The 15838-nt window shown below is 65.8% G+C and carries 19 protein-coding genes; 7 read left to right on the top strand and 12 right to left on the bottom strand.

Translation table 11 applies throughout. The features are described from left to right. Positions 1 to 16: 16 nt before the first annotated feature. Positions 17 to 595 (top strand): hypothetical protein, encoded by a 579-nt coding sequence (locus M2650_RS06300; protein WP_249472564.1) that lies wholly within the window; start codon positions 17 to 19, stop codon positions 593 to 595. Between the two features lie 195 nt (positions 596 to 790). On the opposite strand, the gene msrA is transcribed toward M2650_RS06300, so the two are convergent. Together msrA and msrB are read right to left on the bottom strand one after the other, a co-directional pair. Then, on the bottom strand, positions 791 to 1498 hold the full coding sequence (gene msrA / locus M2650_RS06295; protein WP_249472562.1) for a peptide-methionine (S)-S-oxide reductase MsrA: 708 nt from the start codon (positions 1496 to 1498) through the stop codon (positions 791 to 793). A gap of 29 nt (positions 1499 to 1527) precedes the next feature. After that, positions 1528 to 2124 (bottom strand): peptide-methionine (R)-S-oxide reductase MsrB, encoded by a 597-nt coding sequence (gene msrB / locus M2650_RS06290; RefSeq protein ID WP_249472561.1) that lies wholly within the window; start codon positions 2122 to 2124, stop codon positions 1528 to 1530. A 278-nt stretch (positions 2125 to 2402) separates the two neighbouring features. Here msrB and M2650_RS06285 point away from each other — a divergent pair, with 278 nt between their 5' ends. From M2650_RS06285 to M2650_RS06270, 4 genes are all read left to right on the top strand, one after another. Beyond that, positions 2403 to 3269 carry a helix-turn-helix domain-containing protein gene (locus tag M2650_RS06285; protein WP_249472559.1) on the top strand — a complete coding sequence of 289 codons (867 nt, stop codon included), beginning with the start codon at positions 2403 to 2405 and terminating at the stop codon, positions 3267 to 3269. Between the two features lie 23 nt (positions 3270 to 3292). Beyond that, positions 3293 to 3643, top strand: a complete 351-nt coding sequence (locus M2650_RS06280) for a VOC family protein (RefSeq protein ID WP_249472557.1) — start codon at positions 3293 to 3295, stop codon at positions 3641 to 3643. Positions 3644 to 3722: 79 nt separating this feature from the next. Next, positions 3723 to 4199 (top strand): DUF3237 domain-containing protein, encoded by a 477-nt coding sequence (locus M2650_RS06275; protein ID WP_249472555.1) that lies wholly within the window; start codon positions 3723 to 3725, stop codon positions 4197 to 4199. A 77-nt stretch (positions 4200 to 4276) separates the two neighbouring features. After that, positions 4277 to 4621 (top strand): cupin domain-containing protein, encoded by a 345-nt coding sequence (locus tag M2650_RS06270; RefSeq protein WP_249472553.1) that lies wholly within the window; start codon positions 4277 to 4279, stop codon positions 4619 to 4621. Between the two features lie 7 nt (positions 4622 to 4628). Here the strand turns inward: M2650_RS06270 and M2650_RS06265 are convergent, their stop codons facing one another. After that, positions 4629 to 5576, bottom strand: coding sequence for a DMT family transporter (locus tag M2650_RS06265; protein WP_249472551.1), 948 nt, complete (start codon positions 5574 to 5576; stop codon positions 4629 to 4631). 41 nt (positions 5577 to 5617) lie between these two features. On the opposite strand from M2650_RS06265, the gene M2650_RS06260 reads away from it, so the two are divergent. Beyond that, a complete protein-coding gene (locus M2650_RS06260) occupies positions 5618 to 6274 on the top strand; it encodes a Pr6Pr family membrane protein (RefSeq protein ID WP_249472549.1) in 657 nt (218 codons plus the stop codon). A gap of 178 nt (positions 6275 to 6452) precedes the next feature. Then, complete coding sequence (locus M2650_RS06255; protein WP_249472547.1) at positions 6453 to 7757, top strand: MFS transporter; 1305 nt, start codon at positions 6453 to 6455, stop codon at positions 7755 to 7757. A 78-nt stretch (positions 7758 to 7835) separates the two neighbouring features. Here M2650_RS06255 and M2650_RS06250 read toward each other — a convergent pair whose 3' ends face one another. The 9 genes from M2650_RS06250 to M2650_RS06210 form a co-directional block, all read right to left on the bottom strand. Then, positions 7836 to 9113, bottom strand: a complete 1278-nt coding sequence (locus tag M2650_RS06250) for an NTP/NDP exchange transporter (protein ID WP_249472545.1) — start codon at positions 9111 to 9113, stop codon at positions 7836 to 7838. Between the two features lie 115 nt (positions 9114 to 9228). After that, positions 9229 to 9729, bottom strand: a complete 501-nt coding sequence (locus M2650_RS06245) for a nuclear transport factor 2 family protein (protein WP_249472544.1) — start codon at positions 9727 to 9729, stop codon at positions 9229 to 9231. 117 nt (positions 9730 to 9846) lie between these two features. Then, positions 9847 to 10794: an aldo/keto reductase gene (locus M2650_RS06240; protein ID WP_249472542.1), complete on the bottom strand. Its 948-nt coding sequence runs from the start codon at positions 10792 to 10794 to the stop codon at positions 9847 to 9849. 139 nt (positions 10795 to 10933) lie between these two features. Next, positions 10934 to 11758, bottom strand: coding sequence for a LytR/AlgR family response regulator transcription factor (locus M2650_RS06235; RefSeq protein ID WP_249472541.1), 825 nt, complete (start codon positions 11756 to 11758; stop codon positions 10934 to 10936). Further along, positions 11755 to 12900, bottom strand: coding sequence for a sensor histidine kinase (locus M2650_RS06230; protein WP_249472539.1), 1146 nt, complete (start codon positions 12898 to 12900; stop codon positions 11755 to 11757). The genes M2650_RS06235 and M2650_RS06230 overlap by 4 nt, the downstream gene beginning before the upstream one ends. 130 nt (positions 12901 to 13030) lie before the next feature. Then, a complete protein-coding gene (locus M2650_RS06225) occupies positions 13031 to 14008 on the bottom strand; it encodes an aldo/keto reductase (RefSeq protein ID WP_249472537.1) in 978 nt (325 codons plus the stop codon). A gap of 85 nt (positions 14009 to 14093) precedes the next feature. After that, positions 14094 to 14924, bottom strand: a complete 831-nt coding sequence (locus M2650_RS06220; protein WP_249472536.1) for a DUF72 domain-containing protein — start codon at positions 14922 to 14924, stop codon at positions 14094 to 14096. A 132-nt stretch (positions 14925 to 15056) separates the two neighbouring features. After that, entirely contained in the window at positions 15057 to 15395 is a 339-nt protein-coding gene (locus M2650_RS06215; RefSeq protein WP_249472534.1) for an MmcQ/YjbR family DNA-binding protein, read from the bottom strand. A 6-nt stretch (positions 15396 to 15401) separates the two neighbouring features. Next, positions 15402 to 15827: a VOC family protein gene (locus M2650_RS06210; RefSeq protein WP_249472532.1), complete on the bottom strand. Its 426-nt coding sequence runs from the start codon at positions 15825 to 15827 to the stop codon at positions 15402 to 15404. Positions 15828 to 15838: the final 11 nt, after the last annotated feature.

Raw genomic sequence — 15838 nt, 5'->3', positions numbered from 1 at the left:
ACGGATGCGACCACGCATGAAAAAAATCCTGCCGATCCTGCTCGTACTCGCCAGCGCGCCCGCCATGGCGGCCCAGCCGCTGCGGGAGTGCGATCTTGCGCAATGGCGGCACGTCTATACCAGCGATCCGCAAGGCGCCGATGCGGGCGGAAATCGCCAGCACCTGATCGACGCGTTGCGCCGAGGCAGTCCGTTGCGCGTCGGCTGGGGCGAGGCCGACGCCGGCGGAAAGTGGGCCGTGGAAGAGTTCGCCGATGCCGAGTTCACCAATCTGATGAACGGCCGCGATGTGGTCGCGCAATTGGGCAGCGCGATGATCCAGACGAACTACACAGATGCGGCCAAGGCCGGTTTGCGCGATCCGGCCATGAGCTGGCATGCGCTGGCCTCGACCGACGGCCGCCTGGAAGCGCTGATGGTGGACACGGCCACCGGCAAGGTGACGCGCAAGCTGGTGCAGCGGACGCATTTCCATTGGTACGCGCTCGGGCCGGATCCCATGTGCGATTCGCGGCCGGCGGTCAATAGCGCGCCGCGCGGGCGGATGAACGAAGTGATTTTCGATAGCCGAGAAGCCAAAAAACCCTCGAAATAGCCGCTTTTTAAGCCGTCATTCCCGCGAAGCGGGAATCCAGTGACTTTAGCGTCTCCAGAAAGCGACGAAGCAACCTGCCGTCCTGCGCGCCCTCACCCAACCCTCTCCCGCAAGCGGGAGAGGGCTAAAGCGATAACTCACTGGATTCCCGCCTTCGCGGGAATGACGGCTTAAAGCAAGAGCTTCAAGCGAAACTCACCGCACGCTGACCGCAATAGCCTCCGGCCGGTACAACTGCGGAAACTGCTGCTTCAAAGCCACCACTTTCGGCGCATCGTTGTAGACGATGTACGGATCGTTCGGATGCAGCCGCGCGTAATCCTGGTGATACGCCTCGGCCGGATAGAACTTCTGCAGCGGCGCGAGCTGAGTGACGATCGGCGCCGGAAATGCCCTGGCCGCCCCGAGCTGCGCCATATAGGCATGCGCGATCTTCTTCTGTTCCGCATCGCCGTAAAAAATCGCCGAACGGTATTGCGTGCCGCGATCCGGGCCCTGGCGGTTCAGCTGGGTCGGATCGTGCGCCACCGAAAAGAACACTTTCAGCAATTGGCCATAGCTGATCTGCGACGGGTCGTAGATCACCTTGACCGATTCGGCATGGCCCGTGCCGCCGGCGCTGACCTCGTCGTATCGAGCGGTCGTCGCCGTGCCGCCGGCATAGCCGGACGAGACCTGCTTGACGCCCTTCACATGCTCGAACACGGCTTCCACGCCCCAGAAGCAGCCGCCGGCGAACACCGCCGTCGCGCTGCCTTTCGCCGCGGTCAGAGGCATGTCTGTTTTCGGATCGGGCAACGCGACCGGCTTGCTGCTGGCGACGCCGGCATTGCAGGCCAGCAGGCCGGCGGCGAGCGCGGCGGCCAGCGATGCGCGCATAAGGACATTCGAAGCGAGGTTCATGACGCGACTCCGTGAGGGGTACGATTGTTTCAGGCGGCCTTCGCGAACTTCAGCGCGACCGAATTCATGCAATAACGCAGGCCAGTCGGTTTGGGGCCGTCGTCGAACACATGGCCCAGATGCGCATCGCAACGCGCGCAGTTCACCGCGGTGCGCACCATGCCGAACGTGCGGTCTTCGTGTTCGCGGACGTTCTCCTTGGCGATGGGCTGCCAGAAACTGGGCCAGCCGGTGCCGGATTCGAATTTGGTCGCAGAATCGAACAGGGCCGTATCGCAACAGATGCAGCGGAACACGCCCTTGTCGTGCACGTTCAGTAGCGAACCGGTGAAGGCGCGCTCGGTGCCGTCGCGGCGGGTGACGACGAACGCATCGGGCGAAAGCCGCTTGCGCCACTCGGCCTCGGTCTTGACCACTTTGGGAGCAGTGACGCTGCGCAGGCGTTTGCCGTCGTTGGAGAATTCGACCAGCGTCACCGGCTTGGACGGATCCGCTGCCGGCGCCGCCGCTGCAGGCGACTGCCGGCCGCATCCGAATACGAAGCCGGCGGTGGCCAGCGTGGAGGCGACGACGAAACTGCGGCGCAGCGGCGAGACGGGCGAGGAGGGTTTCATGGACTGGCTCATGCAGGCTCCGAGAGGTGGCGTTCTGCGCAGGACATCCTGCGGTACCCGTCAGCTACGTCGACCGCGTCGAAAGGGATGCAGTTCCGCCAAGCGCCAGGATGCTCCATTCCATAGAGGCAGGCCATCATCAAATGGGTGCGGTTTCGGATGAAATCCAGGGCCGCCGGCGTCATCTGCGGTTCATGCCGGCGGAACGGCAAGCGCCCCGGCAGCGAGGTGCGGATGGGTTCTCCGGCCCGGATCTACGAAGGTGAATGCGGCGGGTGTAGGCTTGGGTCATGGCCCTGCAGACGCTATTCCGCAACGATTCGGTGGCCGTGCTGGATTACCGCTGCACGGCCGGGCCCCAAGATCGGCCGTACGTCGAAGTGCACGGCAGCCATTCGGTGTCGTACGTGCGCAAGGGCAGCTTCGGGCTGCGCAGCCGCGGCCGTGCGCACGAGCTGGTCGCGGGCGCGATTCTGGTGGGCCATCCGGGCGACGAATTCATGTGCACGCACGAGCATCACCTGTGCGGCGACGAGTGTTTGTCTTTCCACCTGTCGCCGGCGCTGGCCGAAAGCTTGGGCGATCGCGGCGACAGCTGGCGCCTGGGCTGCCTGCCGCCGCTGCCCGAATTGGTGGTGTGGGGCGAGCTGGCGCAGGCAGCCGTGGCCGGCGACAACGACCTCGGCCTGGACGAAGTGGCGCTGGCTTTTGCCGCACGCTTCATCGACATCGCTTCCGGACAGCGCCGCGAGCATTGGCGCGGCCGTCCCCCGCAGGCGAAGGCCCGCGACCGCGGGCGTGCGGTCGAGGCCGCCTTGTGGCTGGAAGAGAACTGCGCCGAAAACATCGACCTGGCGCAGACCGCAGCCACGGCCGAGCTCAGCCCGTTCCATTTCCTGCGTTTGTTCGCCGACGTCACCGGCGTCACGCCGCACCAATACCTGATCCGTTCGCGGCTGCGCCGCGCGGCCCGGCTGCTGGCGGCCGAAGAGCGCGCGATCACTGACGTGGCCTTCGACGCGGGTTTCGGCGACGTCTCCAACTTCGTCCGCACCTTCCACCGCGCCGCGGGTGCTTCCCCGCGCCGGTTCCGGCAGGCTGCGCGCGGGGACCGCAAGATTCTCCAAGAAAGGCTGGCCGTCGCCGCGCGACGATAGAACCTCCCGACTGGAGGCATGCCATGTACGACCATATCGGCCTGAAAGTGAAGGATGCCAAGGCCAGCCTCCGTTTCTATTCCGCAGCATTGAAGCCGCTGGGACACGCGATCGACGACTCCGGCACCGGCTTCGGCCCGCCCGGCGCGCCCGCGCTGTGGCTGTACGAAGGCGCCAAATCCCGGGCCGGCGTGCATCTCGCATTCGCCGCGCCGGATCGCGCTGCCGTGGATGCCTTCTACAAGGCGGGCTTGAAGGCGGGCGGCAGCGACAACGGCAAGCCGGGTTTGCGCACCGATTACGCGCCCAACTATTACGCCGCCTTCCTGACCGATCCCGACGGCAACAATGTGGAAGCGGTCTGCATGGAGTGAGTCCCGGCGAGGTTTCATGAAAGCAGATCCGTCGCTGCGTTCGGATGACAGGGAAAGAAGCGGATGACAGGAGGAAGCCATGTCCCATACGCCCAGCACGCGGTTGGAACACGAATACCTGATGACGCTGCACGCGCCCGTCGCCGAAGCGCCGCAGCAGGTGGACGGATCGCTGACCATTTTCCACAGCGACCGGGGTTGGGCGAAAGGCCCCAGGATCGACGCCGCCATCGTCGCGCCCACCGGCGACTGGCTGCGCACCTTGCCCGACGGCACGTTGCGCGTAGACGCTCGTATGACCTTGCGCACCGGCGACGGGGCGGTCATCCACGTCGTTTACGGCGGCGTGATCCGCATATCGCCGCAACAGTTCCAGGCGATGGGCGCTGGCGCCATGCTGACGTCCGACGACATCTATTTCGTCACCGCGCCGGTATTCCAGACCGCCCACCCAGACTATGCGTGGCTGAACCAGGTGCAGGCCGTCGGCAAGGTCGCGGCGCTGAAAGGCGGCGAGGGCGGCTATGTGGCCTACGACATCTTCGGCATCCGCTGACGCGCCAGAGGCTTGCATGCGGCGTTGACGCCGCTGCCCGTACGCTGATGGCCGATACGGCGGCAGGACGAAGGACGATGCGCCATAAATCCTTGAGGTTCGGGAAAGGCTTCCGCACGGCTTTCGCGGTGCGGAAGATGCAGGCTGCGGAGATGGTGCTGGCGCCGGGCGACAGCGAAGGCGATGCCGACAATCGACATCGCGGCGCGGACCAGTGGCTGTACGTCGTCTCGGGCCGCGGCGTGGCTATCGTCGAAGGCGAACGCGTGCCGCTGAAGGCCGGCACCCTGCTGGTCGTCGAAAAGCGCGAGCGGCACGAAATCCGCAATACCGGACGCACGCTGCTGAAGACGCTCAACTTTTACTATCCGCCGGCCTTCGGCAGCCGGGGCGATCCCATAGGGCCGGGCCGCCAACGGTAGCCGCGCATCACTTGGCTGCGCCTTTGGCCTCCGAGGTCGCCAGCACTTCCGGATGTTCCAGTTTCTTGGGCCTGCCCATCAGCGGATAGACCAGCACGGCGGCCAGGATGATGGCCACGCCCAAGTAGAACTGCGGCGTCAGTTCGCGCTGCTCGTTGAGCAGCAGGATCGCCAGGACGATGGCGTAGACCGGTTCCAGGTTCACGGCCAGTTGCGCTGCGAAAGCGCTCATATGCCGCAGCGCGACCAGCGACAGCGCGAACGGCAGCAACGTGCAAGCTAGGGCGAGCGCGAGCAGGTAGCCGGCGTCGCGCAGGCTCGGCATCACCAGCAGATCGCCGGCGAAAGCGGGGAATAGCAGCGGCATCAATGGCGCGAGTACGGTCAGCAACAGCGCGCCGGCGCCCAGTTCGAGCGCGGTCACGGTCAGCGGGTCGCCATGTTCCACCATGCGTTTGTTGAGCGACCCGAACAGCGCGACCATCAAAGCCGATATCGCGCCGATCGCGATCCCGAGCCGCATGTCCGCCGGCACGCCGCCGACCACGAGCACCACCCCGGGCAGCACCGCGATGCCGAGCAGGACGTCTCGCACCGAAAAAGGCCTGCGTGCGAGCCACGGTTCGAGCAGGGCGGTCATCGGCGTGGCCAATGCGATGCAGGTCGCGCCGACCGAGGCGTTGGACAGCTTGATCGAACCGTAGAACGTGAGCCAATGCAGGGCGACCAGCGCGCCGATACCGCAGTAGGCCAATGCCAATCGCGGCGACATCGCGCGCAGGCCCCGCCAGACCCGCGGCACCAGCGCCAGCGCCACGACCACCAGCAGCATGCGCCACCACACCAGCGGCAGTGCCGGCAGCGTGATCAGCTTGCCGAGAATAGCGGTGAAGCCCCATAGCAGCACGCAGGCATGGATCTGCAGTTGGGCTTTGGCGGCGGGCGTCATCGGCATGGGCCCATTATGATGGCGCAGACACCGGCAGGGATGGGCCAATGCGCGCAGCGGGCGAGGAAAGGGACGGACAGGCATGGCTCGCGGCGCTGGTCGCCGCAGTCGCCGTCGCAGCGTTGATGCTGCAGTACGCGATCCTGATGCGGTCGACGCTGGAAACGATCGGTCTCGCCTACGCCACGCTCAGGTTCTTCAGCTACTTCACCGTGCTCAGCAACCTGCTGGTGGCGTGCGTTGCGGTCGGCGCCTTGTCCAGCCCGGGTGCCGGCTTCGCGCGCTTTTTCAGCCGGCCTGCGGTGAAGGGCGGCGTCGCGCTCTACATCGGCGTGACCGGAACGATCTATTTCCTGATCCTGCGCCACCTATGGCAGCCGCAGGGCGCGCAATGGTGGGCCGACACGGGCCTGCACTACGCGTCGCCGGTGTTGTACCTGGCATGGTGGCTGCTCGGCGTGCGCCACGGGATGCTGCGTTGGAGCGCGATCCTGCGCTGGCTGGCGTTTCCGCTGGGTTATTTGCTGTGGGCTTTCCTGCGTGGCGCGTGGGTGCACGAATACCCGTATCCGTTCATCGATGTGGGCCAATTAGGCTGGGCGACGGTGTTCCGGAATGCCGTGGGCATACTGGCTGCGTTTGTCGGTCTGGGCGTGTTGCTGGTTGCGGTCGATCGTCTGCTGGGAAAGTTTAGAGCCTTGTAGAGCGGGGCTTGCCCCGCAGCTTCGGCTCTTCGTAGGTGCGAATTCATTCGCACGCTCCTGGCATCAAGAGCGTGCGAATGAATTCGCACCTACGAAAGGAGGGCTGGACGAAGCGCGGGGAAAAATGCGATGTTCCGCGCGGCAAGAGGCGGCGGGCCTCGCCAATGAGACGACGTGAATGAGCGCAATCGATGCCATCGCCGCCGGCCGGCAACGCCCCTTCGATCGCGGCGACGCCAAGACGCTGGCGTTGTCGGCGCTGGGCGGCGCGCTGGAGTTCTACGATTTCGTCGTCTTCGTGTTCTTCACCAAGATCCTGGGCGTGCTGTTCTTTCCGCCGGACACCGCGCCGTGGCTGGCGCAGTTGCAGGTATACGGGATCTTCGCCGCCGGTTATCTGGCGCGGCCGCTCGGCGGCATCGTGATGGCGCACTTCGGCGACCTGGTCGGCCGCAAGCGCATGTTCACGCTCAGTGTATTCCTGATGTCGGTGCCGACGCTGCTGATCGGCCTGTTGCCTACGTACGCGCAGATCGGCCTGTTGGCGCCGCTGCTGCTGCTGTTGCTGCGCGTGGTGCAGGGCATCGCCGTCGGCGGCGAAGTGCCCGGCGCATGGGTATTCGTGGCCGAGCACGTGCCGCGCGGACGGGTCGGTTTCGCGTGCGCCAGCCTCACCTCGGGGCTGACCGCGGGCATCCTGATCGGCTCGCTGCTGGCGGCGTGGATCAACACCCATTTCTCGCCCGAAGACGTCGCCGGCTATGCGTGGCGCATTCCGTTCCTGATCGGCGGCGTATTCGGCTTCGTCGCGGTCTATCTGCGCCGCTGGCTCGAGGAGACGCCGGTATTCGCCGAAATGCGCGAACGCAAGCTGTTGGCCCGCGGCTTGCCGGTGAAGCAGGTGCTGGCGCACCACGGCGGCAGCGTGGCGCTGTCGATGCTGGCGACGTGGATGCTGACCGCGGCGATCGTGGTGGTGATCCTGATGACGCCGACGCTGGTGCAGACCTCGTTCCAGTTGCCGGCGGCGTTGGCTTTCCACGGCAACAGCGTCGCTACGCTGGCGTTGGTGATCGGCTGCCTCGTCGCGGGGCTCGCCGTCGATAGGTTCGGCGCCGCGGTCGCGTTGTTGGTCGGTTCGCTCGGGCTGGCGGCCAGCACGTACGCGCTGTATTCGCATTTGTCGGCCGGTGCGTCGGCGCATTTCGTCGCTTGGTACGCGCTCGCAGGTTTCTTTACCGGCGTCGTCGCGGTGGTGCCGGCGGTGATGGTGGCGGCATTTCCGGCGCCGATCCGTTTTTCGGGCCTATCGTTCTCGTACAACGTGGCCTATGCCGTTTTCGGCGGTCTCACGCCGCCGCTGATCGGCTATCTGTCCCAATCGATCGGCGGCCTGGCCCCGGCGCATTACGTCGCGATGACCTGCGTCATCGGCATCGGTGTTGCGGTCTATCTGATCAAGCGTCCTCTGCCGCCGCTGTAGGGCGGGCCTTGGCCCAACATCGCGACCTCAAACGTTCGCGGCGGAAATGGCACTCGCGACCGTGGGCCAAGGCCTATCCTACGGGTCCGTCGGATGGGTCATGCGCCGGTGCATGCGTGCCAGCGCGGCGCCATTGAAGGCCCAAACCAAGGCGATCACGGCACCGAGCAGCGCAGCGATCGCCGGCTGCTGCGCCAGCATGTCCACGCCGGCCTTCACCCATGCGCTGACCGCGTCGGCGCCGCGATAGACTACGGTATCGACGAAGTTTTTCGCTTTGTACTTGGCCTGCGGCGCAACCGCGGTCCACAGCATTTCCCGTCCCGGCCGAACGAAGGCGTATTCGCCTGCGCGCCGCGCCACCATCACGATCGCCAGCACCGCGAACGTGGGCGCGAAGGCCAGCCACAGGAAGCCGAACATCGCCACTACCGGCACCGCCACCAGCAATACGCCGATGCCGAGCCGCTGCGCCAACCGGCCGGTGAGGAACAGCTGCGACAGGATGGCCAGGCTTTGGACGATGGTATCGATCGTGCCGAATACCTGCGTTTGATCCTTCTTGTCCGGGAAAGCGGCTTCCACCAGCCGCGCCTGTTCGAAGTAGAGGAAGGTGGTCGCGCTGGCCAACAACAATACGAAGATCGCGATGCCGATCATGAAAGGCGAGCGCAGCACTTCCGTTGCGCCGGCGAAAGGGCTTCCGCCCAGAGGGCGTTGCCGGTGCAGCGTCTCTTCGGCGGACAGCGGATGCGCATCGCGCCAGCGCTGCACCTGGCGCGCGGCGAACGCCGCTGCGAGGAGGAAAATCGCGGAGAGCAACAGCAATCCGGCGTGGCCGATCGGTTCCACCAGATACACGGCCAGGACCGGTCCGGTCAGGCCGCCGAGGCTGGCGCCGGCCGCCATCAGCCCGAACAGGCGCTTGGCCTGTGCGACCGCGAACAGGTCGACCAGCACGCTCCAGGCCACCGAAATCGCGATCAGGTTGAATACGGACAGCCATATGTAGAAAGTCCGCGCCAACCAGACGTTGTCCGGCTGCGTCAGGAAACCGAGCGCGAAGCCGGCCAGGTTGATCGCGAAAAACCCGAACACCCAGTACAGGATGCGACGGCGCTGCACGCGCGCCGCGACCCAGCCGAACAGCGGCATCGCCGCCAGCGTGGCCACGAAGGTGCCGGTGAACAGCCATTGCAGGTTGTCGACGCCGCCGGTGATGCCCATCGTCTCGCGCACCGGGCGCAGCATGAAATAGCCGGAGAACAACAGGAAGAACAGGACGAAGCCGGACGTCACCGCGCCGGTTTCGTCCTTCTCGAGGTTGAATAGGCGGGCTAACCAACGTTGCAGCATGCGGCCTCCTCGGGCACTTTCTCTCGGCTATCGTCGCGGTGGCGTGAGCGGGTTGCGGCGAGCATCATGCGTGCGCATGGGCTCAAGCACGCCGCCGAGGGCGGCCGCAGGGAGTTCATTGCTTACCCGTGTCCTTCGGCCGGTTGCTGGCGATCTTGTTCGCGATCTTCCATTCGTCGCCGATCTTCAGCAGCAGGAAATAGTCCGTGAACACGAGCTTCGGATAATCGAGCGTCACCTTGGCGATCGCGGTGTTGTTCGACACGTCCACGAAGTCGATGCTCCGCACTCGCGAGCTTTCGTCGGCAGCAGGCGTCCCCTTGAAGAGGGCGCAGTACTCGTCGAGCGTCCACGAGGTGAACTTGCCGTCGCGAATGATTTCGACGTGGGCGGTCGGGAGGAAAGCCTTGCGGAAATGGGACGGGTCGCCGGTGGCGTGGCCTTGGAAATAATGCTGGATCGTGGCGCGGATGCCGGCGCGGGCCGACTCGTCCTGCTGCGATGTTCCGTTGCTTTGGCCGGGAATCGTTTGCGCGGCCGCCGGAGCGGCGCAGGCGATGGCGGCCGCTACGCTCAGGCCCCACGCGAGCAGGATCTTCGAAAAACGTGCGTTCATGGTGTTTTTCTCCTCGTCGAGACGAGTGGATGGAGGGAGTGTTTCCCACGGCGGCTTCGCCGCGCATGTGCCGATGGTGGTGCTGCGCCACTCGGGAGGCGCGAGGCGGCGGGAGGTCTAGCCGATGGCGGCCACCAGCGCGGCGCGCTGCTCGGCGCTCATGAGCCTGCCGAAGCCCGCCTTGAGGTTGTCGGCCTGGTTCTTCGGCTTGGACGTGGCGGGGATCACCGCTGTCACGGCCGGTTCGCTGATCACGAACTTGAGGAACAACTGGGCCCAGGAATCCGCATCGACCTCCTTGGCCCAGTCCGGCAAGGGCTTGCCCTTGACCTGCCCGAAAAGTTTGCCGTCCTCGAAGGTGCGGTTGGCGATCACCGCGATGCCCAAGTCCTTCGCCAGCGGGAAGATCCGCCGCTCGGCACCGCGCGACACGGGCGAATAGTTGATCTGCACGAAATCGGGCTTGAGCTTCTGCATGGCGTCCGCCATCCGGTCCTGGGCCTCGCTGTTGGAGTGGGTCAGGCCGACGTACTTCACCAGGCCTCTTTGCTTGAGCTCGCGCGTCAGCGCGAACTGCGTGTCCAGATCGCGCATGTCGTGCACTTGCAGCAGCTCTACCTTGTCGGTCTTCAAGCGGCGCAGGGAGGCTTGGAACTGCGCCAAGCCCTCATCGCGGCCCGTGACGCGAGTCAGCTTGGTCGCCAGGAACAACTTGTCGCGGACGCCGAAATCGGCGATCAAATCGCCGAGGATGATTTCGCCGTCGCCGTAGAGCGGCGCGGTATCGACCACCGTGCAGCCGGCATCGACGAAGAGCCTGAATACCTCGCGCAGCGCGACCCTGTCGGGAGGCGGCGCGCCGGCTTCGAACACGCCGAAGGTGCCGGAGGAACCGATGCCCATCACCGGTATCCGTTCGCCGGTGGACGGAATCGCGCGCTTGATCAAGGTTCCGGAGGGCGGTCGTCCGGTGGATCCGGCCGACTGGCCGTGCGAATCGAAAGGCATCAGGGCCACGGCCGCGGCCGATGCGGCGCCGGCGATGAAATCGCGACGGGTGATCATGGAAGGGTCCTTTGTCCTTGGCTCGAAGGAGGCATCAGCTTGGCGAGCGGACCGCTCCGAGACAATGCCGTTCGCCGCGGATTTCGCACGTGTCGGCGCATCCGCAAACACCGCACCGCACTACATGCCGGGCGTCAGCTCACTTGAACAAAGCGAGGCGATCGCGATAGCTGCGGGAGAGCTTGAGTTCCTGCCCGCAGTCGAGCGTGAGGAAATATTCGCCGTTGAGGTGCGAGCGCAGCGATTTGACCCGCTCCGCATTGATCAGCGCCGAGCGGTGGATGCGCGGGAAACGCGCAGGATCCAGGCGCTTCTCGAGCTGTCCCAGCGTCGCCCGCAGCACGTAGGTTTCGGCGTCGGTATGGATGCATATGTAGTCGCCCGCGGCGTCGACCCAGCGCAGGCTGTGCGGCGGAATGCGTACAGTGCGCGCGCCGTCGCGGATCGCCAGCGGCGCGTCCGGAGCGCGCAAGCGCGACGTGTCGTCCGCCTGCAGCGCTTCGTCCAGCGTCAGCGCAGGCCGGCCGCTGAGCGCGCCGAGCAGTCCCAGCAGTTTGCCGCGATGCTCGCTGGCTTGGCGCCGGTCCAGCGCCTCGCGCACGCGGAACAAGGCCTGGTGCAGGCGGCTGTCGTCCACCGGCTTGAGCAGGTAGTCCACCGCATTCGCCTCGAAGGCGTTGATCGCGTAATGGTCGTAAGCGGTGACGAACACCACCAGCGGCATCTGCTGCGCCGGGATGGCGCGCAAGGTCGCGAAGCCGTCCAGTCCAGGCATCTGCACATCCAGGAACAACAGGTCGGGAGTGTGCTCGGACACCGCGCGGATCGCCGCAGCGCCGTCGCCGACCTGGCCGACGATGCGGATGTCGCGCTCCCCGGCCAGGCGCAGCTCCAGCCCGCGCCGCGCCAGCGGCTCGTCGTCGGCGATCAGTACGCGGATCGTTTTGTCTCGGGCTTTCGTCATTCTCGCGGCGCGCCTCCGGTCTCGAACGGCAGCGTCAAGGTCACCATGAAACCGCCTTCGTCGCGATTGCGCACCTCGAAACTCTGGTGCTCGCCGTAGAGCACACGCAGCCGGTCGCGGGCGTTGGCCAGGCCGACGCTGTTGCCGTGCGGGCCCTTGTCCGGCGGAACGCCGCCATTTTCGAGCGCCGGCCAGCCCGGGCCGTCGTCGATCACGGAAAGCCGCAGGCGATCGCCTTCGCGCGACGCATGCAGGCCCAACGTGCCGCCTTCGACGCGCTTGGCCACGGCGTACTTGATCGCGTTCTCCACCAACGGCTGCAACAGCAAGCTCGGCATCAGCGCGGACCAGCAGGACGGCTCGACATCGACGCTGACCCGCAGGCGTTCGGCGAAACGCGTCTTCTCGATCTCCAAATACAGCCAGATCGCGTCGATCTCCTGCTTCAGCGTCACCCGTTGCATCGGATCGGCGTCCAACGAATGGCGCAAGAAGGCGCTGAGCCCCTGCACCATGCGATTGGCGGTGGCGTTGTCGCGGTCGAGGATCAAGGTGGAGATCGCGTTCAGGGTATTGAACAGGAAATGCGGATTCAGCTGGTAGCGCAGCATCTTCAATTGCGCCTGATGGGCCATCGCGTTCGCCGCCAGCGCCGCTTCGGTCTGCATGCGCAGCTTGCGCCAAGTGGTGATGACCAGGTACAGGGCGGCCCAGCCCACCACCACGTTCATCTGGCTCGCCACATAGGTGTAATAACCCCACCCCGAAAACGGCTTGCACCTGCTGCACCATCCCAGCGCCGTGACGGCCGAATAGGTCAGGCCCGTCGCCGCACCGACCAGCAGGGCCGGCGCGATCATCAGCAGTGCGACGCGCAGCGGCGGCATATCGCTGCAGGCGCGGAGCAGATAGCGCAGGCCGAGCGTGCCGATGAAGCCGGTCACGGAGACGGCCAACAACACCGTCCAGTACTCGGCTGGCTTGCCGTTCGCGAGCGCGGACAGATAGTTGACCAGGAATAAGCCGCCCCAGCCGCCGATATGCAGCCACCAGAACAGGGTTCCCGCAGGCAACTCCTTCGGGCGCAATGCGCCGGAGGGCAGGTCCCCGGGCCTGCGGATGGAAATCGGATCCGATGTCATGGCGCGCGCGCGATAGCCTGGCGAACAGCATAAACGGACGCGCTTCGTCCCGCGGCCGGTACCGCTCGGCTCGGCGCGCTTTGCGCACGTTTCGGCGCGCGCCGTCCGCGGCCGGCGCGCGGGTACGGCACTAAGCCAGCGCCGAGATCAAGGCCGATCGCTGGCGTTCGCCCATCAGATTCCCGACGCCGGCCTTGAGGTTGTCGGTCTGGTTCTTCGGCTTCGACGTGGCCGGGATCACCACGGTCACCTCCGGCTGGCTGATGACGAATTTCAGGAACAACTGCGCCCACGAGTCGGCGCCGACTTCCTTGGCCCAATCCGGTACCGGCTTGCCTTTGACCTGCGCGAACAGTTTCCCGTCCTCGAAAGCGCGATTGATCATCACCGCAATGCCCAGGTCCTTCGCCAGCGGAAAAATACGCTGCTCCGCGCCGCGCGACACAGGCGAATAGTTGATCTGCACGAAGTCCGGCTTGAGTTTCCGCATCGCGTCGGCCAGTTCGGCCTGCGCGCTCTCCACGTAGTGGGTCAGGCCGACGTACTTCACCTTGCCCTGCTGCTTCAGTTCGCGCGCAAGGGCGAGCTGGGTTTCGGTGTCGCGCAGGTTGTGCACCTGCAGCAGTTCCACCTTGTCGGTTTTGAGCCGGCGAAGCGATTCGTCGAACTGCGCCAGGCCTTCGTCGCGTCCGCTGACGCCGGACAGCTTGGTGGCCAGGAAGAGTTTGCTGCGCACGCTGGCCTCGGAAACGAGCGCGCCCAGCACATCTTCGGCGGTGCCGTACGTGGGGGCGGTGTCGATCACCGTCGCGCCCGCGGCGACGAAACGCTTCAGCACTTCGCGCAGCGGATCGCGTTCTGCCGCGCTGTCGCCCACTTCGAAGCTGCCGGAAGTGCCCATGCCGATCACCGGGATCCGCTCGCCGCTGACGGGTATCGCGCGCTCGATCAGGGTGCCCGAGAACGGCGTTTCGGCCGTCGCGGCGAGCGGCGTCGAGGTGGGGTTGGCGGCGGGCGTCGTTTCCTGGCTGCAGGCGCTCAACGGCATCAGCGCGATCGCGGTGGCGGACAGGGCTGTACTGGCGAGGAAGTCGCGGCGGGAAGGCATGGCTGGCTCCTGTGCGAGGTCGGCCGATCGTGCGTCAATCTCCGATAAGGCCGCGTGAGCCGACAGTGCCGAACGGCATGCGGCTCTAGGGGCGGAATGCCTCGGCCGGGGCCAGTCCGAGCTCGCGGAGCAGCGCCATCGCCGCGGCGGGATTGCGCTCTTTGGCGGCGCTGATGAAATAGAGGAACACGTCGCGCCGCTGCGCGGGCGCCTGGGCGGGCTGCGCGATCCTGGTCAAGTCGTCCGGCTCGCCGCCGCCGGCCCAAAGCTGCGCGCGCGCGGCCCAGCGCTGCAGTTCCTTTTGCGGATAGCCGGTGGCGACGTCCGAGCGCGTGCGCATCAATCGGGCATAGACGAAATCGGCGGTGATATCGGCGAACGAAGGATAGTCGCCGGAATCGGTGAAGACCGTCGCCATGCCGTGCCGCCGCGCCAAGGCGAGGAAGCCGGCATCGACGAAGTCCGGATCGCGCACGTCCAGGACATGCCGCAGTGCGCGGCCGTTCGCGGTTTTTTTCGGGAGCAGCCCGAGGAATGCGGCGAAGTCGTCCGCGTCGATCTTGCGGCCCTGTTCGAACTGCCAGACCAGCGGGCCGAGCTTGTCGCCCAGTTCGGCGATGCCGCCGACGAAGTCGTCGATCTGCGGGCCGGTCTTGGCCAGCACACGCGTGCCCATGATGCGTTTGGGCGCCTTGGCCGAGAACAGGAAACCTGCGGGCGTTTCGTCGCGCCATTTCGCGTAAGTGGCCGGCTTCTGCGTGCCGTAGTAGGTGCCGTTTATCTCGATGGCGGTGACATGGCGGCTGGCGAATTCCAGCTCGCGCCGCTGCACCAGGCCGGCAGGATAGAAGTTGTTGCGCCACGGCACGTAAGTCCAGCCGCCGATACCGATGCGGATGCCGTGGTTTGATCTCATGGAGGCGATCCTACACCTCAATTTGTCGCCCCACACCTTACGTCGTCATCCCGAGCGGAGCGAGGGATCTGCTCGCCCGTCGGCGCGTGAGAACAGATCCCTCGCTCCGCTCGGGATGACAGCAGAACTTGGTTATTGCGGTTTGCGAATGGAGCCGAGCACACGTTTCGGCGCCTTTACGCGCCACGCCTCGGCCAGCAGTGCTTCCACCATCGCCGGTTTCGCTCTATCGAGCGTGATCCGCAGTCCGACGACCTTCTTGCCCCAATGCAGCTTTTCTATCCAGCCCGGCTCGAGCGCGAGCGCCCGTTCGCGCTGCTCCTCTTCGACGAAGACGTGGATATGCGTACCCTCGGGCGGAACGGTGGCGAAGATCTTGCCGGCGACCTGGAACGACGCGTAGTTGAAATGCGGCGCCTCCGTCGTTTCCGGCAGCGACAGCGCGGTCTTGCGGACGTCGGCGAGTTTCATGCGCGGTTACGCCTTCCAGGGGTCGTAACTGCCGAACCACCAGATATGCCCTTCCGGATCGCGGCAGGAATAACCGCGGCCGCCGTAGTCCTGGTCGGCGATGTCGATCAGGATCTCGGCGCCGGCGGCCTTGGCCCGAGCGTAGTGAGCGTCGGCATCGACGACGATGACGCAGGCACTCTGCGTTTCGCGGCCGCCGATTTCGTCGGGCTGGGCGATACGCCGGCCCCATTCGCTGGCGTTGTCGGCCGAGCCGAGCATGACCATGCCGCTGCCGAATACCAACTGCGCGTGGTGGACGGTGTCGCCATCGGCGTAGACCGCATGCTTTTCAAAACCGAATGCCTGGCCCAGCCAGTCGATCGCGGCCAGTGCGTTGCGGTAGCGCAGGCAAGGGATGACGGTGGAACGGGTGTCTGCGGCGAGATTCATGGTGCGCTCCT

Source organism: Luteimonas galliterrae, assembly GCF_023374055.1.
Taxonomy (GTDB): domain Bacteria; phylum Pseudomonadota; class Gammaproteobacteria; order Xanthomonadales; family Xanthomonadaceae; genus Luteimonas_C; species Luteimonas_C galliterrae.
Note: the sequence above shows the minus strand (reverse complement) of the source record. Positions and strands in the feature narration are given on the sequence as shown.

What these genes read in the sequence shown, in the direction of transcription:
- M2650_RS06300 (WP_249472564.1), top strand. Translation starts at nt 17, where the DNA reads ATGAAAAAAATCCTGCCGATCCTGCTCGTACTCGCCAGCGCGCCCGCC.
- M2650_RS06230 (WP_249472539.1), bottom strand. Translation starts at nt 12,900, where the DNA reads ATGACATCGGATCCGATTTCCATCCGCAGGCCCGGGGACCTGCCCTCC.
- M2650_RS06250 (WP_249472545.1), bottom strand. Translation starts at nt 9,113, where the DNA reads ATGCTGCAACGTTGGTTAGCCCGCCTATTCAACCTCGAGAAGGACGAA.
- M2650_RS06245 (WP_249472544.1), bottom strand. Translation starts at nt 9,729, where the DNA reads ATGAACGCACGTTTTTCGAAGATCCTGCTCGCGTGGGGCCTGAGCGTA.
- M2650_RS06235 (WP_249472541.1), bottom strand. Translation starts at nt 11,758, where the DNA reads ATGACGAAAGCCCGAGACAAAACGATCCGCGTACTGATCGCCGACGAC.
- M2650_RS06265 (WP_249472551.1), bottom strand. Translation starts at nt 5,576, where the DNA reads ATGCCGATGACGCCCGCCGCCAAAGCCCAACTGCAGATCCATGCCTGC.
- M2650_RS06275 (WP_249472555.1), top strand. Translation starts at nt 3,723, where the DNA reads ATGTCCCATACGCCCAGCACGCGGTTGGAACACGAATACCTGATGACG.
- M2650_RS06215 (WP_249472534.1), bottom strand. Translation starts at nt 15,395, where the DNA reads ATGAAACTCGCCGACGTCCGCAAGACCGCGCTGTCGCTGCCGGAAACG.
- msrA (WP_249472562.1), bottom strand. Translation starts at nt 1,498, where the DNA reads ATGAACCTCGCTTCGAATGTCCTTATGCGCGCATCGCTGGCCGCCGCG.
- M2650_RS06285 (WP_249472559.1), top strand. Translation starts at nt 2,403, where the DNA reads ATGGCCCTGCAGACGCTATTCCGCAACGATTCGGTGGCCGTGCTGGAT.
- M2650_RS06240 (WP_249472542.1), bottom strand. Translation starts at nt 10,794, where the DNA reads ATGATCACCCGTCGCGATTTCATCGCCGGCGCCGCATCGGCCGCGGCC.
- M2650_RS06225 (WP_249472537.1), bottom strand. Translation starts at nt 14,008, where the DNA reads ATGCCTTCCCGCCGCGACTTCCTCGCCAGTACAGCCCTGTCCGCCACC.
- M2650_RS06210 (WP_249472532.1), bottom strand. Translation starts at nt 15,827, where the DNA reads ATGAATCTCGCCGCAGACACCCGTTCCACCGTCATCCCTTGCCTGCGC.
- M2650_RS06260 (WP_249472549.1), top strand. Translation starts at nt 5,618, where the DNA reads ATGCGCGCAGCGGGCGAGGAAAGGGACGGACAGGCATGGCTCGCGGCG.
- M2650_RS06280 (WP_249472557.1), top strand. Translation starts at nt 3,293, where the DNA reads ATGTACGACCATATCGGCCTGAAAGTGAAGGATGCCAAGGCCAGCCTC.
- M2650_RS06220 (WP_249472536.1), bottom strand. Translation starts at nt 14,924, where the DNA reads ATGAGATCAAACCACGGCATCCGCATCGGTATCGGCGGCTGGACTTAC.
- M2650_RS06255 (WP_249472547.1), top strand. Translation starts at nt 6,453, where the DNA reads ATGAGCGCAATCGATGCCATCGCCGCCGGCCGGCAACGCCCCTTCGAT.
- M2650_RS06270 (WP_249472553.1), top strand. Translation starts at nt 4,277, where the DNA reads ATGCGCCATAAATCCTTGAGGTTCGGGAAAGGCTTCCGCACGGCTTTC.
- msrB (WP_249472561.1), bottom strand. Translation starts at nt 2,124, where the DNA reads ATGAGCCAGTCCATGAAACCCTCCTCGCCCGTCTCGCCGCTGCGCCGC.